This window comes from Citrifermentans bemidjiense Bem (assembly GCF_000020725.1).
GTDB lineage: Bacteria > Desulfobacterota > Desulfuromonadia > Geobacterales > Geobacteraceae > Geomonas > Geomonas bemidjiensis.
In genome coordinates, this window is the sequence record NC_011146.1 from 3,384,136 (window position 1) to 3,409,970 (window position 25,835).

Annotated in this window: 15 protein-coding genes and 1 tRNA gene; 3 read left to right on the plus strand and 13 right to left on the minus strand. The window is 57.3% G+C overall.

The features are described from left to right. Window positions 1-151: 151 nt before the first annotated feature. Window positions 152-1,450 (minus strand): diguanylate cyclase, encoded by a 1,299-nt coding sequence (locus GBEM_RS14630; RefSeq protein ID WP_012531359.1) that lies wholly within the window; start codon window positions 1,448-1,450, stop codon window positions 152-154. Window positions 1,451-1,937: 487 nt separating this feature from the next. Between GBEM_RS14630 and GBEM_RS14635 the strand changes: the two genes are divergently transcribed. Further along, the gene (locus GBEM_RS14635) at window positions 1,938-2,210 is read left to right on the plus strand and encodes a hypothetical protein (protein ID WP_012531360.1); all 273 of its coding nucleotides are present in this window, start codon (window positions 1,938-1,940) and stop codon (window positions 2,208-2,210) included. A 205-nt stretch (window positions 2,211-2,415) separates the two neighbouring features. Here the strand turns inward: GBEM_RS14635 and GBEM_RS14640 are convergent, their stop codons facing one another. The 5 genes from GBEM_RS14640 to GBEM_RS14660 all read right to left on the minus strand — a co-directional run bounded on the left by GBEM_RS14640 (window position 2,416) and on the right by GBEM_RS14660 (window position 7,676). Beyond that, window positions 2,416-4,206 carry a tetratricopeptide repeat protein gene (locus tag GBEM_RS14640; RefSeq protein ID WP_012531361.1) on the minus strand — a complete coding sequence of 597 codons (1,791 nt, stop codon included), beginning with the start codon at window positions 4,204-4,206 and terminating at the stop codon, window positions 2,416-2,418. A gap of 123 nt (window positions 4,207-4,329) precedes the next feature. Then, window positions 4,330-5,946, minus strand: coding sequence for an NAD(P)/FAD-dependent oxidoreductase (locus tag GBEM_RS14645; protein ID WP_012531362.1), 1,617 nt, complete (start codon window positions 5,944-5,946; stop codon window positions 4,330-4,332). Between the two features lie 482 nt (window positions 5,947-6,428). Beyond that, window positions 6,429-6,503: transfer RNA gene (locus GBEM_RS14650), tRNA-Gly, on the minus strand. A gap of 151 nt (window positions 6,504-6,654) precedes the next feature. Next, complete coding sequence (locus GBEM_RS14655) at window positions 6,655-7,032, minus strand: response regulator (protein ID WP_012531363.1); 378 nt, start codon at window positions 7,030-7,032, stop codon at window positions 6,655-6,657. Between the two features lie 89 nt (window positions 7,033-7,121). Further along, on the minus strand, window positions 7,122-7,676 hold the full coding sequence (locus tag GBEM_RS14660) for a class I SAM-dependent methyltransferase (protein WP_012531364.1): 555 nt from the start codon (window positions 7,674-7,676) through the stop codon (window positions 7,122-7,124). Between the two features lie 482 nt (window positions 7,677-8,158). Between GBEM_RS14660 and GBEM_RS14665 the strand changes: the two genes are divergently transcribed. Then, window positions 8,159-8,434: a ribbon-helix-helix protein, CopG family gene (locus tag GBEM_RS14665; protein ID WP_012531365.1), complete on the plus strand. Its 276-nt coding sequence runs from the start codon at window positions 8,159-8,161 to the stop codon at window positions 8,432-8,434. Window positions 8,435-8,465: 31 nt separating this feature from the next. After that, window positions 8,466-9,422: a Tim44 domain-containing protein gene (locus GBEM_RS14670; protein ID WP_012531366.1), complete on the plus strand. Its 957-nt coding sequence runs from the start codon at window positions 8,466-8,468 to the stop codon at window positions 9,420-9,422. Between the two features lie 200 nt (window positions 9,423-9,622). On the opposite strand, the gene GBEM_RS14675 is transcribed toward GBEM_RS14670, so the two are convergent. The 7 genes from GBEM_RS14675 to GBEM_RS14705 all read right to left on the minus strand — a co-directional run bounded on the left by GBEM_RS14675 (window position 9,623) and on the right by GBEM_RS14705 (window position 25,669). Then, window positions 9,623-13,462 (minus strand): PocR ligand-binding domain-containing protein, encoded by a 3,840-nt coding sequence (locus tag GBEM_RS14675; RefSeq protein WP_012531367.1) that lies wholly within the window; start codon window positions 13,460-13,462, stop codon window positions 9,623-9,625. A gap of 113 nt (window positions 13,463-13,575) precedes the next feature. Next, window positions 13,576-15,669, minus strand: a complete 2,094-nt coding sequence (locus GBEM_RS14680; protein WP_012531368.1) for a chemotaxis protein CheA — start codon at window positions 15,667-15,669, stop codon at window positions 13,576-13,578. A gap of 34 nt (window positions 15,670-15,703) precedes the next feature. Then, window positions 15,704-16,054, minus strand: a complete 351-nt coding sequence (locus GBEM_RS14685) for an STAS domain-containing protein (protein WP_012531369.1) — start codon at window positions 16,052-16,054, stop codon at window positions 15,704-15,706. Between the two features lie 201 nt (window positions 16,055-16,255). Further along, window positions 16,256-19,405 carry an MCP four helix bundle domain-containing protein gene (locus tag GBEM_RS14690; protein ID WP_012531370.1) on the minus strand — a complete coding sequence of 1,050 codons (3,150 nt, stop codon included), beginning with the start codon at window positions 19,403-19,405 and terminating at the stop codon, window positions 16,256-16,258. A 350-nt stretch (window positions 19,406-19,755) separates the two neighbouring features. Next, entirely contained in the window at window positions 19,756-20,364 is a 609-nt protein-coding gene (locus GBEM_RS14695; RefSeq protein ID WP_012531371.1) for a CheR family methyltransferase, read from the minus strand. 199 nt (window positions 20,365-20,563) lie between these two features. Next, window positions 20,564-22,906: a methyl-accepting chemotaxis protein gene (locus GBEM_RS14700; protein ID WP_012531372.1), complete on the minus strand. Its 2,343-nt coding sequence runs from the start codon at window positions 22,904-22,906 to the stop codon at window positions 20,564-20,566. A gap of 420 nt (window positions 22,907-23,326) precedes the next feature. Further along, window positions 23,327-25,669 carry a methyl-accepting chemotaxis protein gene (locus GBEM_RS14705; protein WP_012531373.1) on the minus strand — a complete coding sequence of 781 codons (2,343 nt, stop codon included), beginning with the start codon at window positions 25,667-25,669 and terminating at the stop codon, window positions 23,327-23,329. Between the last annotated feature and the right edge of the window lie 166 nt (window positions 25,670-25,835).

Here is a 25,835-nt window from a genome sequence, read left to right on the forward strand (position 1 = left end):
AGCCCGCTTGGCGATGGGAATTGACACAGGTCAATAAAGCCGCATTGCCCAGTGTCTGAGGCATAAAATAACGAAGCCTGAGCGGTTACAACTCCGCTCAGGCTTCAGGGACAGGCTTATTTTTCGGTTCCAGCAGTTCCTTGGGAGATCCCTATGCGGCGGCGCTGTGGCAATCGCAGAGGCTCTCGACCCGGTTTCTGCCGGCGTGCTTCGCGCTGTACATCGCCTGGTCGGCCCTCTTCACCAGGCTCTCGGCGCTGTCGTCCGGGTAGAGCCGCGCCACGCCGAAGCTGGCGGTCACCTGCCCTACGTGGATGAAGCTGTGCTGGCTCACCCGGCTCCTGATCTTCTCGGCCAGCATGCGCGCAGTCCTGCCGTCGTTGTTGTGCACCACCAGCACGAATTCTTCCCCCCCGAAGCGGGAGAAGATGTCAGTCTTGCGGATCATTCCCGAGACCAGCCCCGCCAGTTCCCTGAGCACGCTGTCGCCTGCGTCATGGCCGTAGGTGTCGTTGATCGATTTGAAGCGGTCCACGTCGAAGAAGATAAGAGCCAGCGGCAAGCCGTAGCGCTTCGACTCCATTATGGCGCTCTCCAAAAGCTCACAGCACTTGCGGCGGTTCAAGATCCCAGTCACCGGATCGGTGGTCGCCTGGCTCTGCAGCAGGGCATTCGCCTGCTTCAACTCCTGCAGGGCCAAGTCGCGCTCCGCGGTACGGCGCCGCAGACCGAGGGAGCCGGCGAAGAGCCCGAGAAGACCCAACAGCCAGACCGCCGCATGGGCCAGCGCCAGGTGCTTCAACTGCTTGCCGAGTCCCGCCTCCAGTAGTCCCATCGGCATTCTGATGCTGATGCCGCCCCGGATGTCCCCTTTTTTGTACCCCTGCTGCGCATGGCAGGCGAGGCAGCTTTCTTCCGTCACCAGGGGACGCATGAGACGCACATAGCGCTTCCCCCCCTCAGAGACGACGCCGCGTGCCTCCCGGCCCCCGCGCTCGAACTCGCGCAACCCCTCCGCTTCCCAGGGAGACGGCGCGTTCTTCGGGTTGAGCGGCTTCAAGCTCGTGATGTGGGCGGTGATACCGTCCTCTTTGCGGGAGAGATCGTAGATCTGCCGCATCATGTACGACGGGTTCACGAAGGTTAAGTGCCGCCCCGACGGGGTCACGACGTCCCGGTCCGGCATGGAGGGGGGATAGAAGGCGTTCGGCGCGAGCCCTTGGTTAATAGGGACGTAGATGCCGCCGTGAAGCGCGTTCCAGTTACGGTAGAGGACGTCCTTGTCGATGTAGGCGCCGGCGATGTTCCCAGCGATGGTGGTTATCTCGCGCCGCAGGCTCGTCAGGCTTCCCGCCAGCGAAAGCGCCATCACCGCGGTCCAGCAAAGGGCGAGCATGAGGGAATAGGTACCGGGATGGTGCGGGATGAATCTGTGGATCAATTTGTTCATATGGAAAAAGCTACCTCTAGCTGCTGCCTGTTTTAAACGTGAAGGAAAAAGTCGCTACCTTGCCTGTTTCACCTGCGTAACCAACCCGGCCGCCATGCTGCCGCCTCGATATCCCTGGCCAGCGCGGTCAGGTCCACCGTGGTGGTCCTACCCTCGTTTCGGACGATTCGGGAAAAAATCAAGAGCTTAGCGCATAAATAAATCAGGATGGTGCCATGGTACGGAAATGGGTTCCAGCCGCAATTGACGAGCGTCAAGAAAGAGGGGAAAAGGAGGCAGGGACAAAAGACTGAAAGGCGCACAAACTCCTCCCGTCAAGCACATTAGTCTTTTCTATAAGTTCAAGCATGACAGTAACTAACGCAACACTCTCTCAAGGCGCCTATAAAATGAATAATATCTAATTGAGCATATTCCGCAGAGCGGCTTGACACAGATGGCGCCAATGCTATGTTTTTAAAAGAAACTTCTATCTAAGGAGGGTACGATGAAAAAAGCAGCTTTAGTAGTAATGGCAGCCTTCGTTATGACAAATTCCTCTTTGACTTTTGCAATGGAAGACATGAAAAAGAATGAGTGCCTGACCATTTCGAAAAATTGCAAAGACGAAGTGGACAGCATTCAGCAAAAAATTACAAAGCTCAATGCGGAAATCAAGAAAGGTACCAAGGTCTATACACCTGAAGAGTTGAAGGCTCTCCACCAAAAACTGAAGGACATAAATGCAGCTCTCCAATCTCTGAACAAACCCGGCAAGTAGTGCGGCAGTAGTCGTGAGGGAGTGAACAAGCGGGATTCAGCAGAGATGCGTGACCATAAGCACTCGTTGCTCCACTTGCCGCGCAGATGAAAAAAAGGGCCACAGTTTCCACTGTGGCCCTTTTTTAACTGCGCAGTTTAGCGGTGTCAACTGTCTGGAAAACCAGTGGTGCTCAAACTCAGGAGGTGTTCTATTGGGTAATTTATCAGGGCCTGTAAACACCGAGTCTGTTGTTGAGAACAGTTTCCAGATTAGTTTGCGCCTGAGAGAAATTTGCATTTATCGCAAGAGCTGTTTGATATTCTTTAACCGCTGCATCAATATTTCCTAGTCGAGCAAAAGCATTGCCTAGATAGAAATGTATTTCAGCTGAACCAGGATTTAAGGTAAGAGCAATCTGATATTCTCGAATCGCAGCATAAAGATTGCCTTGTTGTGCAAAAGTATCTCCCAAATTTTTATGGAATACAACAGCTCGCGGATTTATCGTAATAGCCGTTTGAAATTCAGTAATGGCCTGGTCGTATTTACTTTGTTTAGCGTAAGCAGCTCCCAGATCGTTATGAGCGAGTACGTAATTCGGTTTGATGGAAATTGCTTTTTGAAATTCTTGGATTGCAATATCTGTGTTCCCCTGATTAAGTAAAGCAACTCCTACATGAGTATGCGCAAAATAATTTCGCTTTGTAACTTCAAGTGCATGTCTGAAAAGAGTAAGTTCGTCGCGCCAAAAAGAAAGTTGGTTTGAGGTCAATATGGCTGATGCAAATATCAGCTGACTAGCAGTAAGTGCAAGAATGACTGGCTGGCGTTGCAGATTCTTTGTTAAATCGGTGATCCCCCAGGTAACCATGATGAAAAGGCCAATCAGAGGGATATAAGTATATCTGTCAGCCATCGACTGATCACCAACTTGAATTAAACCAATTACAGGCAAAAGAGTGATAAGGAACCAGAACCAACCCACCGCTAAATAAGGGTAGCGACGTCTGCCCCAAATAGTTAATGCAGACACAAGCAGTATAAAGAACAGCGAGCCGAAGACCTGCCAGAGTGAGAAAGAATCAGGAAATGGATAAAAGCAGGCGAGATCGGTGGGCCAGAAAGTATTTTTGACATATTTTACGTATGCTGTGATGACATTTTCAATACGGAGCCCAAATGGAATCTCACCAAAAGTTTTCAACTGTCCAGTGCCCTTACCCATGGCATATATTGTTGCAGTCATAGAAATAAGCACACAGACAAAAAATGGGATTTTTTCTTTTAAAAATGAAAATAACGCAAACACTCTCCCCATCAATTTATATTCTTCCAGTGCCTTCTCTCTGGGAGAGAAACGGTTGAGGGGCCAAAAATCCAATAAAATCATTGTAAGTGGAAGTGTTACAAGCATTGATTTAGACATTAACCCACAGACAAAAAATGTAAGCGAGAGAAAATATGTGTATGTTTTTGAACTCTTTACATAAGCAATATATGAAAGAACAGTTAGCATCCAAAAGAAACCACTCAAGACATCTTTGCGCTCTGAAATCCAGGCAACAGATTCTACGTGAAGAGGGTGCAGAGCAAAAAGTACAGCGACAAAAGCACTTCTCCATAATGCTTTCGTCATGTAGTTAAGAGTAACAAACAACAGGACAGTGTTAAATCCATGAATAACTATATTAGTTAGATGATAGCCCATCGGATCTAAACCGAAAAATTGATAATCCATCATAAGCGAAAGCCATGTAAGGGGGTGCCAATGTCCTGAAACATTTGACATGAAAGCCCATTTTATGGACTCAAACGATAGTCCCTCCATCACATGGGCATTGCTAGTTACATAGTCATTATCGTCTAAAAGTATAAAGTTAAATCCTGTAGCTTGGTAGTATATTGCTATAGTAATGCACAAGAGTGCGAGGCTGAGTAAAATCACTCGCCGCATTTTTATTCCTTTCAGAGATTTACCCTTCATTGCCTCATTTGTCATCATATTGCCATTCATTTTAAAATTGACCTCTTAAAAAGGAATATTTGCTATTCGCAACATCTGCAAAAAAACTAAGTTATTGCTGCCTTTCTGAATGTACCGATAGCAACCATAGCTGTTGGCATGAGATGATCGATACTAACCTTTTGTCTCATGATATTCTTCTTCAGCATTAACCGACCAGATATTGTCCTTTGATTCAATGCCATTGATGATGTTTTCCACGGCGACCATTGATGTTAGCATTGAATGGTCGGCATTATTGTATCGATGCATGCCGTTGCGGCCCACTAAGAACAAGTTGGTGAACCTATCGGTGAACGCTTGAATGGACCCAAAGCTATCGTAAGACCCAAAATAGGCTGGGTATGCTTTTGGTATGCGTATAACAGTAAAATCAATTACGTCAGAAGGATCAATGATGTCAATGCTAGCTAATTCGTTAATGGCGAAGCTTGCGAAATCAGCATCAGCCATCGTCCAAAGACTGTCCCCCTCAGTACAGAAATACTCCAACCCCATCCAGACTGCATTCGGGTCACGCACCATGTAGGGACTCCAGTTATTGAAAATCTGGAGCCTTCCAAGTTTCACCTCCCGTTCTTGAATGTATATCCAGTTATCCGGGACAATGTTGTTTATGGTCTTGTGAGAGGTGTCATTAGAGATTTGAAGCTTTTTCAAAAGTAGGCCAACGGTTATAAAATCCCGGTACATGAGGCCATTTGCAATTTCATTGACCGGTTGCGGAACTGCATTGCCCATAGCTGCAATCAACTCCTGGACGGGCATGCTGGAAAAAAAGTAATCTCCTTCATGGCAAGTGACCTCTCCGGTCTGTTCGTTCCTAACAGTGACAGCAATTATCTTGTTGTCCTTTGTCTCTAGACCTGTCACCCGTGCATAGCGAATTACTTGTCCACCTGAGGCCTCAATCATTTCTGCTGACTTCTCCCAGATTTGGCCCGGTCCGAGTTTTGGATAAAGAAACTGTTCAATCAGGCTGGTCTCGACTTGTTTCTGGTCTATACCATTATCCTTTCGAAATATTCCAGATACCGCATGAATGATGGATTTAGTAATTGAGAGGCCCTTAATACGTTGTGCGCCCCATTCTGGCTTTATAACATTACAGGGAACACCCCAGACCTTTTCCGTATAATCTTTAAAAAAGGTCAGGTACAATTCTTTGCCGAAACGATTGATAAAAAAATCCTCTAAAGATTTTTCCTTTTGTATCGGAGAGAGATTGACACAAATGTAACTAAACCCGATTTTGATAATCCGGATTAAGCCAAGATTTGCCAGGGTATCAACAGTCAATTTGATGGGATAATTAAAGAACTTCCTCAAAAAGAATATCCGGGAGAGGCGACGGCGGACCAGCATGACTTCATCTACATTCTCTGGATCAGGGGCTGAAACAACGGTTTCGGATAGCTCCCTCAAATGGCGTATCTGGCATTTATCCGCCAATGACACACTACGTCCCAATTGACGGTCGTCACGGGCAGGCGCCCCCTGGAGAGGGAAGATATTTTGCCACCATTTCATGACTCGGTCAGACTTGGAAAAGAACCTGTGACCGCCTATATCAATGCGATTACCTTTGTATTCGACTGTTTTCGAAATGCCACCTATTTCGTTAGTCATTTCAAAAACAATTGGAACTATATCCGTTTTATCCAACAATTCGTACGCGGCTGTAAGCCCTGCTGGACCTGCTCCAATAATAATGGCGATTTTCTGATCCATGTCCACCCTTCTATTAAACTGTTTAAACAAAAAATACGAATTAACCGGGTAATGAAAACTGCTGTTCTGTATGCCTAAGTTTTGGGTCAAATCAGGACACCTTTATAGGCTAAAACGACTAATTTGAGAAGCAAAAAACTTAGATTTATCCCCCAATATAGGCAGCTTGCTTTGGTTGGAATCTTTCTGACTCGTGCAGGTGTTGTGGAGGTGTTCCGTTTCGAAAAGGGGTCGGCGAGCAGGACGGACAGAACCGGTTGGTAAACCTGATGGGGCACACCGCGAGCAGATGGTGTACGGGAGGTACGTGGAGGTACGTGGAGGTACGTGGAGGGGTTGGAACAGGAGCGCTTGAAGACCCTCGCCTACGTCGGGAGGGACTTCAAAAAGGGCAGATAAGCGAAAGCCCCGGCTGCATGCGAAAGTTCATGCGAAAGCCGGGGCTTAAAGGGAAGAACCCGCTGGGATTCTTTGTAGTTATTTGGAGCGGGAAACGGGATTCGAACCCGCGACTTCAACCTTGGCAAGGTTGCACTCTACCACTGAGTTATTCCCGCTCAACGAGTCCTGTCTTATAGCAAATCGATTTCCGACAGTCAACACAAAAGCTGCTCTCAATGTAGAAAAAATTCCAGGACAATAAAAAAGCCCGAATGCTTCGAGCCTTTTTTTCTGCACCGCTTTTCTCCTGCTACTTCCTCATACCAACTACTTGCCGGTCAAAAGCTTCCTTATGGTCTCGTATACTTCCTTGGGAACGAACGGTTTCATAAGTATCGCCTTGGCGCCGGCATCCAGCGCGGCCTGGGTATCACTGTCGAAAGTGGAGGCGCTGGCAACCAGCACCCTCGCATTCTTGTCATGGGCCACCATGTCTCTCGTCGCATCTATCCCGTTCTTGTCAGGCATGTAGATGTCCATGATGACGATGTGGGGGCGCAGGGCCTTGAACTTCTCTACCGCTTCTCCACCATCCGCAGCCTCGCCTACTACGGTGAAACCGATCTTCTCCAAAAGGTCACGTAAAACCTTCCGAAAAAATATCTCGTCATCGACGACCAAAATCTTTACATCTTTTAAAGCCATGCCTGCCTCCACACGGAAAACCGCAGTTCACCTGGACACGCCTTCTACCTTACCTGCTACACATTTACCAAGTTGACAGGTTTTATGTCTTAAAATTTCCTCTCTGTCAACCGATAAACTGCAGCTAATGCATGCGTGCTGTAGTAATGACAGATGGGCTCGAATTTGTAAGGAACCAGGAAGCGGTCAAGATCGTCGTGGGTGTAACTGCGGGCTTTGTCGTCACAGCTCAGGTAATGATGCAAGGGGGATGCGCAACTTATGTCATCTGGCCTGCTGTTGACTTCGATGAGGAAGTATCCCCCCTCACGCAGGTTCGCCACCACGTTCTCAAGGTATTGCTTACGTTGCGCCCGGGTCTCGATTATGTTGAAGACATAGGTCGAAAGCACCAGATCTACACAGAGATCGCTCTGCGCAAGCTCCGAGACGTCAAGCAATCGCTCCAGGGCCTTCGCCTTTGGATGAGCCTTCAGGACCTTCACCTGCTCTAGGACGTCGGCAGCATAGACGGTGAATCCCTGTTCTGTCAGATAGAGAGCGTTCCTGAGCGACCCGGTGCCGTAGTCGAGCACCCGGTTCGCCCGTATCAGCCGGAAAAATCTGGTATAGCGAATGATGCTGGTCGCAGGCTTGATGTTCATCCCTCGCCTCCTCCGAGGCCTTCCCCGACAGCCACAGGCGTAGGCCTCTTCTGAATCTCGCGGACAATTGTATAGCATCGCCACAAATTGTTAAGAATATTTAACCATCTTATCCTTGAAGCGATCCTATCTTCCAAGCGAGGGAACAGTCACGGACCCGGCCCAGGTGGTTGAGCCCATTTTGCGCAAGCCGAAGTTCGTATACTTTTTTTGGAAGAAAGGGTTGACATAGCGTCAGACAGTTAATATTATGGCCACCTGTAAAGGGGAGTAGCTATCGGCCGGAGAAATGGCCGACCCCTGGTTCGTCAAGACGGTGGCAACACCCGGACCAGGGGATACGGATTCATCTAACAGCAAGACCTTTACCCAAGCGAAGACATTCGCCGTGGGTAAAGGTCTTTTTTTTTACCCCGGCCTTTCCCAAGCGCCTCAACGCGCGCCCCGATGCGGGTATTGCATCCGCTGCAAAAGGAGGAGAAATGCACGACGAATCAAGCAAATACGCTGAAACAGCAGAAAGAAAAATGCCTGGCGCCAAAAGAAAATCGCCGCGCAAGAAAGTGAACCAGGTTCTGAAAAACGTGGTGTCGCTCCGGGTAAGCGACCAGGAGAAAGACCTCTTGGAGCGGCTCACCGAGTCCACCTCGCAGAACGTATCTGACCTGGTGCGGGAGGCTATCGGCTTTTGGCTCGCCAAGCGCCAGGGACAGCGCGCGGCCAAGACCTTCAGGCACACCCTGCAGACCAATCCCTAATGCAACTAGACACACAAGGAGACAGAACAACATGAAACGACATCTAGCAAGAGCATTCACCTTAGCCGCAGCAGTCCTCTTTCTGAGCGTGACCGTGCTGGAGATGGGCGCCGAGGCACGGGTCGGCGGCGGCCGCTCCATGGGGAGCCGCGGCACGCGCAGCTATTCCGGGCAGGCGGCTCCGTCCTACGCGCAGCCACAGGGGAGCGCCTACCGGCAGCAGGTCCCCCCGACAGCAGGCCCGATGCAGCAGCAGGGCGGTTCTTTTCTCCGCTCCATGGCCGGCGGTGTCGCCGGCGGCCTTCTGGGCGGCATGCTCTTTCGCGGCATGGCAGGCGCGGGCGGGGTCGGCGGAGCGGGTGGCGGCATCGGCATCTTCGAGATCCTGCTCCTGGCCGGCATCGGCTACCTCATCTACCGCATGGTGAAAAAGCGCAGAAGCGAGGCGGCGCTGCAGGGCGCAGGCAGCTACTCCTATGGCGGTTACGAGCAGCAGGGCGCCACCATTTCAGCCCCTTACCGGGTGATTGAACCGTCCTACAACGACGTCGCTACCGGCCTTTCGCACTTGCGTCAGATGGACCCCGGCTTCGACGAGGGGCGCTTCAACGACCTGGTCATGGACAACTTCTTCAAGATCCAGGGCGGATGGATGAACCGCGACCTTGCTGTCCTCGCCCCGTTGGTGACCGAGGAGATGAAGGGGATCTTCCGCGACGACATCGACCGGCTTTTGCGCGACAGGCAGGTGAACAGGCTGGAGAACATAGCAGTTAGGAACGTGGAGATCACTGAAGTGTGGCAGGAGGCGGGCCAGGATTACGTCACCGCCCGCATCTACGCCAACCTCCTCGACTACACCACCGATGAAAACGGGCAGGTGATAACCGGAAGCAAGACCGAGCCGGTCAAATTCGAAGAACTTTGGACCTTCGCAAGGCCGGTAGGGAACAACCCCTGGAGGCTGTCGGGGATAAATCAAGTCTGAAACCCCAGATAAAGATAAAGATAAAGATAAAGATAGAGATAAAGACTAAGATTAAGATTGAGGTTTAGACTTAGAACCGCAAGTTAAGGCTGAATATCGCCAGTGGCAGGAACAGCAAAGGGGACAGGCAACTTTTTGAAATCAAAAAGTAGCCTGTCCCCCTTTTTTATCTTTATCTCTATCTTTATCTTTATCTCGCTTCACCGATCCAGCACCTCTCTCACCTTTTTCAATAGCGCCACCGGCTGGACCGGCTTCATGACCAGGTCGACGGACTCCTCGAACACGCCCCGGATCTTCATAAAGTCGGCGGTGTAACCGCTGGAGTAGAGCACCCTCGCCTTGGGGTCGATGGTACGAATCTCTTCGAACGCCTCGCGCCCGTTCTTGCCGGGCATGATCACGTCCATCAGGATCAGCGAGATCTCGTCCCGGTGATCGAAATATTTCTGCACGCACTCGCTGCCATCCGCGGCCAGGATGACGCGATAGCCGTATTGCTCCAGGAGCGATTCGACCAGCCTCCTCACCCCTGAATCGTCCTCCGCCAGCAGGATGGTCTCGGACCCCATTTCCGGGATATCGCTCGCGTAGGGGCGCGCCTCCTGCTCCGCTTCCCTTTCGATCAGCGGCAGGTAGATCTTGAAGGCGGTCCCTTCCCCCGGCTCGCTGTAGACGTTGATGAACCCCTTGTGCTGCTTGACGATGCCGTAGACGATGGACATGCCGAGCCCGGTCCCCTTTCCGACCACTTTGGTGGAGAAGAAGGGCTCGAAAATCCGCTCCCGGGTCTTCTGGTCCATCCCCTCGCCGGTGTCGGACACCATCATGCAGGCGTAGCGTCCGGGGCTGCCGTACCCCTGGGAACGCGCGTACGCCTCGTCGATCTCCTGCACCCCCGTCTCGATGGAGAGTCCGCCGCCCTGGGGCATGGCGTCGCGGGCGTTGGTGGCAAGGTTCATCAGGATCTGCTCCAGTTGGCTGGCATCGGCCCAGACGTTGAGCGCGTCGGGATGCGGATTGAAACGGAGTCGGATGTCCTCGCCGATGATGCGCAACAGGAACTTCTGGATCTGGTTCACCAGCGCGTTCAGGTCGAGCACGCACGGGTTCATGATTTGCCTGCGGCTGAAGGTAAGGAGTCCGCGCGTAAGCTGCGCCCCCCTCTCCGAGGCCGCCACGATCTGTTCCACCTGCTCCTTCTGGTGCGGGGTCAGGCTCCCGTCCATCTCCAGGAGATTCCCGTAGCCGACGATAACGGTCAGGATGTTATTGAAGTCGTGGGCGATGCCGCCAGCCAGGTGGCCGACCGCCTCCATCTTCTGCGATTGCCTCAGCTGCTCGCCCAGATGTTTCTTCTCGGTCTGGTCGCTGATGACGCAAGCGACGCGGATGCTGCCGCTTTTGTCCTCGATGGGGTTGTAGGCCACCGCCAGTGAGCGCGCCCCCTGCTCCGCCGATTCGGTCTCGATCTCGAAGCTGACCGCGTTTCCTGCCAGACACTCATCCACCTGCGGCTTAACCTCCGCGAAAAGCTCTTCACCCAGCACCTCCGCCACGGTCCGCCCCACCACCTCATCCAGGCTCATCCGCCGGTACTCCAAAAAGGAGCGGTTGGCTATCCGGTAGCGGTAGTCGCGGTCAATGACGCAGATCTGGTCCTGGGAGCACTCGATCACCTTGCGGTATTCCAGCAGCAGTTCCTCGCTGCGGACGCGGTCGGCGATATGCTGGGCCTGCTGCACGTTCTGGATCGCCATCCGGGAGAGCTGCCCGGCGATCTGGAACAGGGAGCGGCATACCTTCTCGAACTGCTCCCTGGACATCCTCTGAACCCGGGAGAGCGCGTCGCGGTAACGCACCGGATCGGCCCCAATCTCGTCTGCGTACTGCACCATGCGCTCAAGGTCGCAGGACTCGTCCAGCACCTGCCCCACCAGCCAGTTGCCCACGTGGTAGCCGCCTACGTGTATCCCCGCGCCGCCGTCCCAGAGCCCGCCGCTCAGGCAGGGCTGCAGGCAGGGGCCGGACCGGTCCATCCCCACCAGAGCGGCATCGGAGTGCCTGCAGTTGGCAAGCCCGGCCTCGGTGCCGCGTATCACCTCGCAGAGTTCGCAGAAATTGCTGGGGCGGGTGACGGGACGCCCTTGAGCGTCGGTGATGAGGGAAGCTACCCCGTGGGACTCGGCGAAGCTGTCCTGGATCGCCTGCAGCTCTTCCAGGTCGAAGAGGTCCTCCACCGTAATCCGGGCCAGGTTCACCATCGGCTCGGTCAGAACCGCCAGCCGGTGCTCCAGCGCGAGTTCCATATGCTTGCGCTCGGCAATGTCCCTCACCGTGGCGCAGTTGAACTCGGTCCCGTTGTAGCTGCAGTAGTTGGAGGTGATCTCCACCGGGACCATCCGGCCGTCCTTCGCCCGGTGCGCCGTCTCCAGCTGCAGGGTCCCCTTCAGTTTCAGCTCTTGCCAGTACTCGTTCCAGACTTCCATCGGGTAGGCAGGGTTCAGCTCCGCTACCGCCATGCAGAGAAACTCCTCCCTGCTGTAGCCGAGCATGGCCGAGGCGGCATGGTTGGCGTACCAGATGCTTCCTTGCGGCGTCACCCAATAGACGGCGTCGTTGATGTTCTCTATGGTGAAGTCCTTGAGGTTCAGGTCTTCCAGGTGGCTCATCGCCTCCAGCTCCTGGGCCATCCGCGCGCCGGCGATCCGGAGCACTGTCCCGATGATGGGGAGGTTGGCCAGCGGCCGGCGGCTCAAGATGGCGAGGATCCCGATCGCGTTCCCCTGGCTGTCCCTGAGCGGTAAGCCGGCGTACCCCTCCGCCTCCAGATCTTGCAGCATGCGCTGCAGCGGGTACAGCTCCCTGACCCCGCTTGGGTGGATGCGAAGCGCTTTCCCCACCACATCCTGGCAAGGCGCGCCCAGCAGGTCGTACTCCAGGTCCTCGATCCCGCCGCCTCGCCCTTGGAAGCTGCGGGTCCTGATGCGCCCCTTCTCCGCCAACAGCTCTCCGACGAAGGCGTAGTCGGTATCCAGGCAGGCGCAGAGGTACTGGCAGATCCCGGCAAGGAGCTCGTCCTCGCGCTGTCGGGCACCGCACTCGTTGATGAAGAAGAGGGTCTCCTCGATCCTCAGGCGATCCTCCGCCTGTCGCGCCATCTCCCGGGTCTTGCGGTTCACCTGCCTGCGCAAAAGTACGATGAACGCAGTCGCCGCCCCCCAGATAAGGACGCAGCCGATCAAGGCGGGAAAGAGCCATTGGGGGGTGACGTGGAGCGCGGCCGCGTTGCCGTAGGACCAGCGCTTGAGCGCAAGGTGGTAGGGGGAGCCCTCTGCGGCGCGCCAGGCGGCCAGGTACCGGTCCAAGGCGGCGAGCACCTGGACGTTTTCGCCCTTGCCGGCGGCGAGATAGATATCGAAGGGGTTGAAGATGATCCCGGAGGAGGCGAGACCGTACTGGTGCTGTTTGGCGGTGCCGAAGGTGTTGTTGACCACGCCGGCGTCCACCTTGCCCGAGGAGACGGCGTCGAAGATCTGCTCAAAGTTGCCGTACTCGACGAATCGGCAGCTGATGCCGAACTTGTCGATCATGTTGCGGAAGCTGGCGCCGTTGAAGTCGGCCTTCATCACGGCGACGCTCTTTCCCTGGATCTCTTTCAGGTTGCTCAGCTGGGACTGGCGGCGGACGTACAACTCCCCCCACACGGTCAGAAGAGGGGTCTTCGAGTAGTCGAGGAACTTGGAGCGCTCGGGGGTCCAGGCGACGGCGGTGAGGAGGTCGACCTCCCCGTTCTTGATGCGGGAGATGCCGTCGGCCCAGTCGCCGTAGAGGTACTCGACCTTCCATCCTTCGCGCCGGGCCACCTCGTCGATCAGGTCCACGAAGCCCCCCTGGACCTTCCCCTCCTGCTGAAAGATGCAGGGGTAGAAATTGAACGCGGCGACCCGGATCATGCGCGCCTTGGAGTCCGCACCCAAAGCCGCGGAGGCGGCTAAAAGAAAGCAAAACGCAGCGAGTAAAAGAGTGAGACGCCTCACCAGTGGACTCCGGATTCCGTGTGCCGCGCCGGCGCAGATTCCGCCGCGGATTGTTTGCCTTTAGCTTCCCCGGTTGCCTGCTGCGGGCTCAGCGCAGGCACGCATCGGACCACTCATGGCGCATGCTCCGCCGCCTGCATGATGGTCGGTACGTCCAGGATGAGCGCGACCGAGCCGTCGCCTAGGATAGTGGCGCCGGACATCCCCTCCACCTGCTGGTACATCCGCCCCAGCGACTTGATCACCGTCTGGTGCTCGCCTATGACCCAGTCGACCAAAAGGCCCACCCGCTTTCCCTCCAGCTGGCAGATCACCACCTGCTGGATGTCGGGTGCGTCCCCCGGGATACGGAACATCCTCCTGAGCGGGACGTAGGGGACCAGTTTCTCGCGCACCATCAGGATCTCGCGCCCGTGGCTCTTGTCGATATCCCCTTTGGAGTGCAGGATGCACTCGTCCACCATGGAGAGCGGCAAGACGAACCTGTCCTTGCCGATCTGCACCAGGAGACTTTCGATGATGGCCAGGGTGAGGGGGATCTTCAGCATGATGCTGGTCCCCTCAGCCGAGCTGTTCACGTCGATGGTGCCGCGCAGCCCCTCGATCGCCTGCTTCACCACGTCCATGCCGACGCCGCGCCCGGAGACGCTGGTGACCTTGGCGGCCGTTGAGAAACCGGGGGCGAAGATGAGGTTCCAGATCTCCTTCTCGGTGAGTTCGGCGTTAGGCTGAATGATCTTGTGCTCCACCGCCTTGGCCCTTATGGCGTCGACGTTAAGCCCCGCGCCGTCGTCTTTTATGGTGATGAGCACGCTATCGCCGGAGTGGACCGCGGAGAGCCTGATGGTGCCGGCCCTTGGTTTCCCCTTGGCCGTCCGCTCCTCCGGGGTCTCTATGCCGTGGTCGATGCTGTTGCGTATCACGTGCACCAGCGGGTCGTTCAGCTTTTCGATGACGGTCTTGTCGAGCTCCGTCTCCGCCCCCGCGGTGGTAAGCTCGATCTCCTTGCCCAGTTCCGAGGAGAGATCCCGCACCAGCCGCTTGAATTTGGAGAAGGTGGCGCCGATCGGGAGCATCCTGATGTCGAGCGCGTTGTCCCTCAGGTCGTTGGTGAGCCGCTCCACCTCCTCGGCCACCGAAACCAGTTCGGTGTGCTTCTTGAGCTCCTGGGCCACCATGCTGAGCCTGGCCTGAACGGTGACCAGCTCACCCACCAGGTTGACCAGCACGTCCAGCTTCTCGGCTGCCACCCTGATGCTCGATGCGCCCTCAGGCCCCTGCGACTGGCGCTCTTGGCGCACCTCCTTGACATGGCGCTGTTCCAAAAGGGCCGAGGTCACCGTTTCGGCATCGACCACCCCCGCCTCCACGGCAAGCTCGCCGAACCTCTTCTGGCGCCCCAGGATCGCCTCCATCTGCTGCGCCGTCATGTCGCCGCGCTCGATGAGGATCTGCCCCAGCTTCTTGTACTCGTCCTGCCTGGAGCCGTCGTCGATCGCGGTAATAGAGATTTCGCAGTCGTCGATGACGAAAATGAAGACATCTTTGATGGCGTCTTCCCCCGCGGAGGTAGTGAGGATGATGTCCCAGAAAAGGTGGCACTGCTCGGGCTCGAAGCTCTCCAGGGGCTCTATCGAGGAGGCATGCGCCACTACGGTGCAGGGGCCGAGTTCCTGCATCTCGGCGATCAGGGCGAGAGGATTGATGCCGGCGTTGAAGATTTCCGGGGATGGACGGAACCGGATCCGGTAGGTGACAGCCGCCTGCTCCTCCGGTTCCGGTGCCGTTGCTGCGGCGGAAGCGTGGGAGGAGCCTGCTCCGGTCGAGCCGCCGGGGACCAGCGCCCGGAAACGCTCGATGACACGGTCGTTCAGCCCCTGGTCCACCGCAAGTCCGCACTCGGCCGCCTCCAGCATGGCGAGGATGCGGTCCCGCGCCTCCAGGCTCAGGGTGACCAGCTCCTTGCTGACGGCCAACTCGCCGTTGCGCACCAGGTCGTACACGGTCTCCACGTTGTGGGTGAAGGCCGCGATGTCGTCGAAGCCGAACATGGCCCCGGACCCCTTGATGGTGTGCATGGTGCGGAAGACGCGACCGACGATGCCAAGATCTCCCGGATTCTCCTCCATCTCCAGGAGCGCATCCTCCAGGTCCGCCAGCAGTTCCCTCGCCTCGTCCTTGAAGGCCTGGATAAAATTATCCTGCATGGTCCCCCCCTTTTGCCGCAGCTTGATGTTCATCTCAGTCGTCCGTTTTCCAAACGCAGGTATTGGTCACGTCGTGGGTGCACCCGACGTGGCGCAGCATGCCGGCTTGTCGGGCCACGCGGGATAAATCCTCGGCCTCGGCCCCGGAAACCGTCAGCGCACACCCTCGTTCCACCGAGCTTCTGTGCGCGCTGCAGATAAGCTGCAGCCCGGTCACGTCCACCTCCGTCACCCCGGCAAGCTGTATCTCCACCGGCTTTCCCGTCTCGAAAGCCTTCAAGAGACCCGCCTTAAGCTCCGACGCCTGACCGATGGTCATAGCCCCGTTGATCGCCACCAGGGTCACATCTTTCTTCTTGGTGATCTTCAGCAACTGGGTAGCCATACTTCTCCCCCTCCTATAGCCTTGCCTCTCGCTTCAGGCGCCCCGGCGTTCCCTGCCTGCCGTCTGGATCCGGTGCTAAAGCTGGATAACCGGCACCCGCTGTCGCATGTCGAGATCGCGAAGAAAGTCCGGCGTCAGTGGAAATCTGTGCTGGCGATGCGCTGGCCGGGGGAGCGGCTGCGCTCCCCCGGCCGGTCGGTTTTAAAACCTTTCGAACTCCGTGTCCTGCTCCGGATCTGACATGGACAGGTCGTGCCCCATAGCGCGCTTGGTCAAGGGCGTCTGCTTGACCTTAACGGCACCCTTCGAGACGGACTTGGTAAGATGCTTCACCGCCTGATGCGCTCCGGCGGCGGAATTGTCGACCCTGAAGAAGGCTATGGTCGACTGCAGCTGCGCCGACTGGGAAGAGAGCTCCTCCGCGGTGGAGGCCATCTCCTCGCTGGCCGAGGCGTTTTGCTGGATCACCTGGTCCAGCTGCTGGATCGCCTTGTTGATCTGCTGCGCGCCGGTGTCCTGCTCCTTGCTGGAGGCGTTGATCTCCTGCACCAGCTCCGCCGTCTTCTGGATGTCGGGGAGGATACCGGAGAGCATCTCCCCTGCCGTCTCGGCCACCTCGACGCTGGAAACGGAGAGCTCCGAGATCTCTCCCGCCGCCACCTGGCTTCTCTCGGCGAGCTTTCTCACCTCGCTTGCCACCACGGCGAACCCTTTGCCGTGTTCGCCGGCGCGCGCCGCCTCGATGGCCGCGTTCAGGGCGAGCATGTTGGTCTGCCGCGCGATCTCCTCGATGATCGAGATCTTCCCTGCGATGTCCTTCATCGCCTGCACCGTCTCGGCCACCGCTTTCCCCCCTTCCTTCGCGTCCTCGGAGGATTTCACCGCTATCTTCTCGGTCTGCTGGGCGTTGTCCGCGTTCTGCCTGATGTTGGCCGACATCTCCTCCATCGAGGAGGAGGCCTCCTCGGCCGCCGCAGCCTGCTGCGAGGCCCCTTCCGACATCGACTGGGCGTTCGCCGAGAGTTGCACGCTGCCGCTGGCGACGTTGTCCGCCGCCTGCTTCACCTCGGTCACCACCTCGGTGATCTTCCCGACCATGGCCGACAGCGCCTGGATCAGCTCGTCGTTCCCGGAGCGCTCCTGCAGGCTCACCATCAGGTTCCCGTGGGAGACCTCCTTGGCCGCGTCGGTTATCTTGTTGATCGCCTCGATCAGCACGTTCAGGTTGTTCTTGATCAGGTTGTACTGCCCTTTGTATTCGGCAGTTATCATCGGGGGCATGTCACCCTTGGCGATGCGGTCCACGTGGTCGGCCGTCACCATGAGCGGGTTGACGATGTTGGTGACCGTGTCGTTCACCCCTGCCACCAGCTTGTTCCACCCACCCACGAAGAGGGAGGCGTCGGCCCGCCGGTCCAGCTCTCCATCCGCCGCGGCCTTGATGATGATGTCCGTCTGCTCCAGGAGCTCGTTCATCATCTTCACCACCGCGTTCAGGTTCTCCTTGATGATGTTGTACTGCCCCTTGTACTCCGTCACGATCACCGGCGGTATCACGCCTTTTGCTACCTTATCGACATAATCGGCCGTTACCATTAGCGGATTTACGATGTTCGCGACGATGTTGTTCACCCCTACGACAAGTTCCTTCCAGCCGCCGACAAACAGTTCCGGGTTGGCGCGCTCATCCAGCCTTCCCTCCGCCGCGGCACGCACCACTTTGTCCGCTTCCAAAAGGAGGTTGTTCATGATGTCGATGCAGTTGTTGAGGTTCAGCTTGATCTCGTTGAAGTCGCCGTTGTAGCTGTCGGTGATCCTGGGTGGAATGTCCCCTTTGGAGATGCGGTCCACGTACTCCGCCGCCACGTTCAGCGGGCCGATCACCGCGTCCAGCGTCTCGTTCACCCCCTGCACGATTTTGCGGAAGTCCCCCTGGTGCTTCCCGGCGTCGGCGCGGGTGGCTAGCTTTCCGGCGACGGCCGCCTCCGAGAGCATGTTGGCGTCGGCTATCAGCGCCTTCAGGTTCACCCGCACCTGCTCGATGGTGTCGTTGATAAAGGCCTTCTTCCCCGGGAACTGCTCCAGCGGCGCCTCGAAGTTGCCGCGCCCGAACTCGCCGATGCAGGCCATCGCCTTCTTCTTCACCGCGATGTGGCCGCTCACCATGTTGTTCACCCCGGTTGCCATCTCCCGGTAGACCCCCTGGTAGCTCTCGGCCTCTATCTGCACGTCGATGTCCCCCAGGTCGTGCTGGGCCGACATGTTGTTCATGTCCGAGATCAGCGCATTCAACGTCTCCACGCACTGGTTCACGTTGTTCTTGATCTCGTTGAAGTCGCCGTTGTAGCTGTCGGTGATCCTGGGGGGGATGTCCCCTTTCGAGATCCGGTCCACGTACTCGGCGGCCACGTTCAGCGGCCCGATCACCGCGTCGAGGGTATCGTTCACCCCGCTGACGATCTTCCTGAAGTCCCCTTCGTGCTTCCCGGCGTCGGCGCGGGTGGCTAGCTTTCCGGCGACGGCCGCCTCGGAGAGCATGGCCGCGTCGGCGATGAGCGCCTTGATGGACTCCACCATGGTGTGCATGGCGGCCATCACGCTGTCCCCCTTCTTCCCGGCGAGATCTATGGCGACCGACATGTCACCCTTCGCGACCCGGCTCGCCACCTCGCTCACCTCTTTGGGGTCCGCTCCGAGTTGTCCCTGCACCAGCCTGGTGATGAAGTACCCCAGGGCGACCGCGAGGAGCACCCCGGCCGCGAGCAGGGCCAGCATGATGGTGGTGGCGCTCTTGGCAAGGGCGTTGTTGCCGTCGGCAGTCAGCTTCGCCTGGGCGAGCTTCGCTTCCACCAGGGAGTCGATAGCTGCCTGCTCCTCCTTGGCCGCCTTGGCGCCCTCCCCCAGCACGAGCGCGTGCGCCTCCTGGGTCCGATTCGACTGGGTCAGTTGAATCATCTGGTCCAGCAGCGGGCCGTACACGCCGCGGGCCCGCTTGAACTCGGCGAAGAGCTTGTGTCCCTCTTCAGTCATGATGGTCTTCTCGAACTCGCCGGAGGTCTTGTTGATGTCTTCGCGCAGCTGGATGATGCGGTCACCGAAGCCTTTGCGGTCGGCGGCAGCGGTCGCCGCGACCATGTCTCGGATATTGATGCGGATTCTTTGGAAGGAGGTGGAGATGTCCTGGAGCTGGGAAATAGGGATAGTGATCTTTTCGTACAGCTTTCTGTCAGCCTCGTCGATTGCCTTCAGCTTCCAGATGCCGACATAGCCGATCACCGCTGCTATGAGGGCGACGGAGATAAACCCCGTCATCAGTTTTGCGCCCAGCTTCAAATTGTGAAACCACGTCATAAATCCCCCCTAGTGCCAGTTAGTACTGCTTCGAAATAGATACGCGCCGCTCCAACCCCTTTGGGCTGACATAGCTGATCTATCGGCAGAAATCTTCCTGACTGTAGGAGAAATGGTATATAGTGCTACGTTTTTTTCTATACGCAAAAACAGGCCCTCCCGATCCAGTGCGGGGAGCGACTCATTCAGTAACCGCGCTCGCCAGCACGTGGCGAATGGTCTGCGCTATCATGGCGCCTCCCCCGGAAAGAAGCGGCTCGTCGTGCCCCGAATAGATCCGGTCGATCCTCTTTCGACTCAAGTTCTGCAGCGCTGGTCGAAGTGCTTATGTAGCGGGACGATCTTCACCGTCAGCCGCCGACCTTCTTGTAAAGTTGGGCGTCCGGCACCACCTGCTCGAAGAGGTGGGCCACCTCCGGCGGCAACTTTTGCGTATTTTCGGTCGCCAGGTACCCGCCCTGAGCGAGGGCCTTGTGGAACATCCTGAAGACCTCGACTCGCTCCTTGTACTGGAAATGGAGCATGACGTTCTTGCATACCACCAGGCAATAGTCGTTTCCGACCGGTTGGAGGGAGAGGAGGTCGTGGTACTGGAAGAACACCCTGTCGCGCAAAAGCTGCACCACCCGGTGCTGGCCGGGCTTCTCCGCCGGTTCGAAGTACTTGGAGAAGAGCGGCACCGGGGTGCGCTGCAGTTCCTCGTAGGGGTAGGTGGCGGCCTTGACCACGTCGCCGAAGTTGTTGGCGCTGTCGTAGTCGGTGGCGTCGATGCGGAGGTTCTTGAACCCGAAGGAGTTCATCTTTTCCGCGAAGATCATCGCGATGGTGTAGGTTTCCTGTCCGAGCGCGGAGCCGGCGTCCCAGATCTTGATCCTGCTCCGCCCGGAGGCGTAGGCGATCATGTGGTCGGCGGCGTGTTCGAGCGTCGGTTGGTCCCGCATGAAAAAAGTGAAGGCCATGTGATCTCCTGGTGTGGTTGATAATAATCGCATCGGTGCCGTTTAGATTTGCTGAAACTCTTTAATGCGGGTTGCGAATTAAATTAAGCTCACGCAAAAGCCCCGTCTCCATGGAAACGGGGCTTTCCTTTCAGCGGGTAAAGTCCCCCCTCCCCTTGCGGGAGGGGGTAGGGGGTGGGGGAAGGTGCCGGTTTTACCCTTAGAACCGCTCGAAGTCGCTGTCGCTGCTGGTGTCTCTCAGGTCGATGTCGTGTCCCACCGCCTTCTTGGTCTGCACCTTCGGCGACTGTTTGACCACCTTCGCCTCGCTCTTCGCCGCCGACTTGGTAAGCGGCTTCGGCGCCGTCGCATGCTGCGCCTGGGAGCCGTCGACCCTGAAGAAGGAGATGGTCGACTGCAGCTGCGTCGATTGGGAGGAGAGTTCCTCCGCGGTGGAGGCCATCTCCTCGCTGGCCGAGGCGTTTTGCTGAATCACCTGGTCCAGCTGCTGGATCGCCTTGTTGATCTGCTGCGCGCCGGTGTCCTGTTCCTTGCTGGAGGCATTGATCTCCTGCACCAGTTCGGCCGTCTTCTGGATGTCGGGGAGGATGCTGGAGAGCATCTCCCCGGCCTTCTCGGCCACCTCCACGCTGGAAACGGAGAGTTCCGAAATCTCGCCCGCGGCGATCTGGCTCCTCTCCGCGAGCTTTCTCACCTCGCTTGCCACCACCGCGAACCCCTTGCCGTGCTCGCCTGCGCGCGCAGCCTCGATGGCCGCGTTCAAGGCCAGCATGTTGGTCTGGCGCGCGATCTCCTCGATGATCGAGATCTTCCCGGCGATGTCCTTCATCGCCTGCACCGTCTCGGCCACCGCTTTGCCCCCTTCATGCGCGTCGTCGGCGGACTTCACCGCGATTTTCTCGGTCTGCATGGCGTTGTCCGCGTTCTGCCTGATGTTGGCCGACATCTCTTCCATGGAGGAGGAGGCCTCCTCGGCCGCCGCCGCCTGCTGCGAGGCACCTTCCGACATGGACTGGGCGCTGGCGGAGAGCTGAACGCTGCCGCTGGCGACGTTGTCCGCCGCCATCTTCACCTCGGTTACCACCTCGGTGATCTTCCCGACCATGGCCGACAGCGCCTGGATCAGCTCGTCCTCCCCGGAGCGCTCCTTCAGGGTCACCATCAGGTTCCCGTTGGAGACCTCCTTGGCCGCGTCGGTTATCTTGTTGATCGCCTCGATCAGCACGTTCAGATTGTTCTTGATCAGGTTGTACTGCCCCTTGGACTCGGCCGTTATCGCCGGGGGCATGTCACCCTTGGCGATACGATCCACGTAGTCGGCCATCATCATCAGCGGGTTGACGATGTTGGTGACTATGTTGTTCACGCCGGTGACCACTTCCTTCCATTCGCCCACAAAGTGCTCCGCGTCGGCGCGCTCGTCCAGCCTCCCCTCCGCCGCCGCCAGGGTCACCTTGTTAATCTCGACGATCAGGTTGCTCATTATGTCGATGCAGTTGTTGAGGTTCAGCTTGATCTCGTTGAAGTCGCCGTTGTAGTTGTCGGTGATCCTGGGCGGGATGTCCCCCTTGGAGATACGGTCCACGTACTCCGCCGCCATGTTCAGGGGGCCTATAACCGCGTCGAGGGTGTCGTTGACCCCCGTGATGACCTTCTGGAAATCCCCTTTGTGCTTGCTCGCATCGGCGCGGCTGGCGAGCTTCCCGTCTATGGCGGCGTCGGCGAGCATGGAGGCGTCAGACACCAACGCCTTGATGGAATCGACCATCATCTGCATGGCGGCCATGACGCTGTCGTTGCGCTTGCCGGCCAGATCGATGGTGACCGTCATGTCGCCGGCCGCGACCCGGTTGGCCACATCGCCCACCTCCTTGGGATCGGCCCCTAGCTGCGCCTGCACAATGCGTGTGATAAAAAGGCCGAGCCCCACGGCCAGAAGCACGCCGATTGCGATCAGGGTCAGCATGATCTTGGTGGCGCTTGCGGCGAGCGCCGTGTTCGACGCGCTTGAGAGTTTCGCCTGCTTCAGCTTGGCATCCACCAGTTTCTCGATGGCGTTCTGCTCGTTTCTGGAGGCGACGGCCCCGTCGCCGCGCATATGGGCCAGCGCTTCATCGTGCTTCCCGGCTTTGGCAAGCCGTATCATGTTGTCGATCACAGGGGCGTAGGCATCTTTTGCCTGCTTGAACTCAGCGAACAGCTTGCGCCCCTCGTCGGTCAGGACCGTCTTCTCGAACTGCCCGGTTGACTTGTCGAGCTCAGTCCTTAGCTCCGTGATCCGCTTCACCTTGTCCTGGGCCTCCTCCGGGGTCGTGGCCAGAATCATGTCCCTGAGGTTCACCCTTATCCGCTGAAAGCTGGTCGAGATGTCCTGAAGCTCCGTTATCGGCACGGTGATCTTTTCGTACAAGGCCGTACCAGATTCCTCGACGGCGTGCATTTCCCTGATGCCGAAGTAACCGATGATCGCCGCAATGGCTGCGACCGATATGAATCCGCTGATCAGCTTGGTGCCGAGCTTTAAATCATAAAACCACTTCATGACTACCTCCCTTACCGGTTAGCTGCATTGAATACACATCGAGTGTAGATGGTCAGTCACTGCATTATCTCGGTCCTTGGCAGTTTCACCTGATTGGTATCTTGTCGGGATGGCCGTACGGTCACTCAATGGGAGTTTTAGACAATGGGTGGGAGAAAAACGTAAGAGGGATAAATCGCTATGCCAGTAATCTTTCGGGCTAATTCAGAACGGGGAGCTCTTGCTGCCCGATCCGTCTTATACCAGGCCCAGGCGAAAGAGAGCCCCGTCTCTGTTGGAAACGGGGCTCCCTTTTTTAGCCGGTGTTCTCCTGGTTCCCAAGCTCCAGCTTGGGAACCCAATGCGGCGCAAAGCTTAAGCCTAGCAGAGGGGGGGACTGGCTCCGCAGGTGCCTGTCCCCCTGGCTCCAACTGTTTCCGCTTAAAACCGCTCGAAGTCGGAGTCGCTGTCGACCTCGTTCAGGACGAGGTCGTGCCCCACCGCTTTCCTTGTCTGCACCTTGGCCGGTTGCTTGGCCACCTTCGCCTCGCTCTTCGCCGCCGACTTGGTAAGCGGCCTCGATGCCGGGGCGTGCTGCGCATTGGAACCGTCCACCCTGAAGAAGGAGATGGTCGACTGCAGCTGCGCCGATTGGGAGGAGAGTTCCTCCGCGGTGGAGGCCATCTCCTCGCTGGCCGATGCGTTTTGCTGGATCACCTGGTCCAGCTGCTGGATCGCCTTGTTGATCTGCTGCGCGCCGGTGTCCTGTTCCTTGCTGGAGGCGTTGATCTCCTGCACCAGTTCGGCCGTCTTCTGGATGTCGGGGAGGATGCCGGAGAGCATCTCCCCGGCCTTCTCGGCCACCTCGACGCTGGAAACGGAGAGTTCAGAGATCTCGCCTGCCGCCACCTGGCTTCTCTCGGCGAGCTTTCTCACTTCGCTTGCCACCACCGCGAACCCTTTGCCGTGCTCGCCCGCGCGCGCCGCCTCGATGGCCGCGTTCAGGGCCAGCATGTTGGTCTGCCGCGCGATCTCCTCGATGATGGAGATCTTCCCGGCGATGTCCTTCATCGCCTGCACCGTCTCGGCCACCGCCTTGCCCCCTTCATGCGCGTCGGCAGCCGACTTCACCGCTATCTTCTCGGTCTGCATGGCGTTGTCCGCGTTCTGCCTGATGTTGGCCGACATCTCCTCCATGGAGGAGGAGGCCTCCTCGGCCGCCGCCGCCTGCTGCGAGGCACCTTCCGACATGGACTGGGCGTTGGCGGAGAGCTGCACGCTGCCGCTCGCTACGTTGTCCGCCGCCATCTTCACCTCGGTTACCACCTCGGTGACCTTCCCGACCATGGCCGAGAGCGCCTGGATCAGCTCGTCCTGCCCGGAGCGCTCCTTCAGGGTCACCATCAGGTTCCCGTTGGAGACCTCCTTGGCCGCGTCGGTGATTTTGTTGATGGCCTCGATCAGCACGTTCAGGTTGTTTTTGATCAGGTTGTACTGACCCTTGGACTCGGCCGTTATCGCCGGGGGCATGTCACCCTTGGCGATGCGGTCCACATAGTCGGCCATCATCATCAGCGGATTCACGATGTTGGTGACGATGTTGTTCACGCCGGTCACCACTTCCTTCCACTCGCCGATGAAGTGCCCCGCGTCGGCGCGCTCGTCCAGCCTTCCCTCCGCCGCCGCCAGGGTTACCTTGTTAATCTCGACGATCAGGTTGCTCATTATGTCGATGCAGTTGTTGAGGTTCAGCTTGATCTCGTTGAAGTCGCCGTTGTAGTTGTCGGTGATCCTGGGCGGGATGTCCCCCTTGGAGATACGGTCCACGTACTCCGCCGCCATGTTCAGGGGGCCTATAACCGCGTCGAGGGTGTCGTTGACCCCCGTGATGACCTTCTGGAAATCCCCTTTGTGCTTGCTCGCATCGGCGCGGCTGGCGAGCTTTCCGGCTATGGCCGCGTCGGCGAGCATGGAAGCGTCAGACACCAGCGCCTTGATGGAGTCGACCATCTTCTGCATGGCCGCCATGACGCTGTCGTCGCGCTTTCCGGCCAGATCGATGGTGACCGTCATGTCGCCCGCCGCGACCAGGTTGGCGACCTCAGCCACCTCCTTGGGATCGGCGCCAAGTTGCCCCTGCACCATGCGGGTGATGAAGAGCCCGAGTCCCACGGCCAGAAGCACGCCGACGGCGATGAGGACCAGCATTATCTTGGTGGCCTTGTCGGCAAGAGCGATGTTCGCGTCGCTGGAAAGTTTCGCCTGCTTCAACTTGGCATCTACCAGTTTCTCGATGGCGTTTTGCTCATTTCTGGAGGCAACGGCCCCGTCCCCTCGCATCAGAGCCAGGGCTTCCTTGCCCTGCCCGGCCTGTGCAAGCTGGACCATGCGATCAATGAGCGGACCGTAGACGCTGCGTGACTGCTTGAATTCCTCGAACAGCTTTCGCCCTTCGTCGGTCAGGATGGTCTTCTCGAACTGCCCGGACGCCTTTCTGATCTCCTCCCTGAGCTCCACGATACGCTTCACCTTGTCCTGGGCGTCCTGCGGGGTCGTGGCCAGCAAGAGGTCTCTCAGGTTCACCCTCACCCGCTGAAAGGCGGTCGAGATATCCTGCAGCTCCGTTATCGGCACGGTGATTTTTTCGTACAAGGCCGTACCAGATTCCTCGACGGCGTGCATTTCCTTTATGCCGAAGTACCCGATGATCGCCGCGATGGCGGCGACTGATATGAAGCCGCTGATCAGCTTGGTGCCAAGCTTTAAGTCATAAAACCACTTCATGATTATCTCCTTGTGTAAAGTGTTTGATAACAGTCACAGCTACCGTAAGAAGATCACTACCCGCCCCTACCATGGGCGTTGACGTAAAGCATCGATGCTCTCCCCTTTCGTTCAACTATGAGTAAACATTTCCTTCAGGTCAGGAGTACGACACTCGGGAGTTATC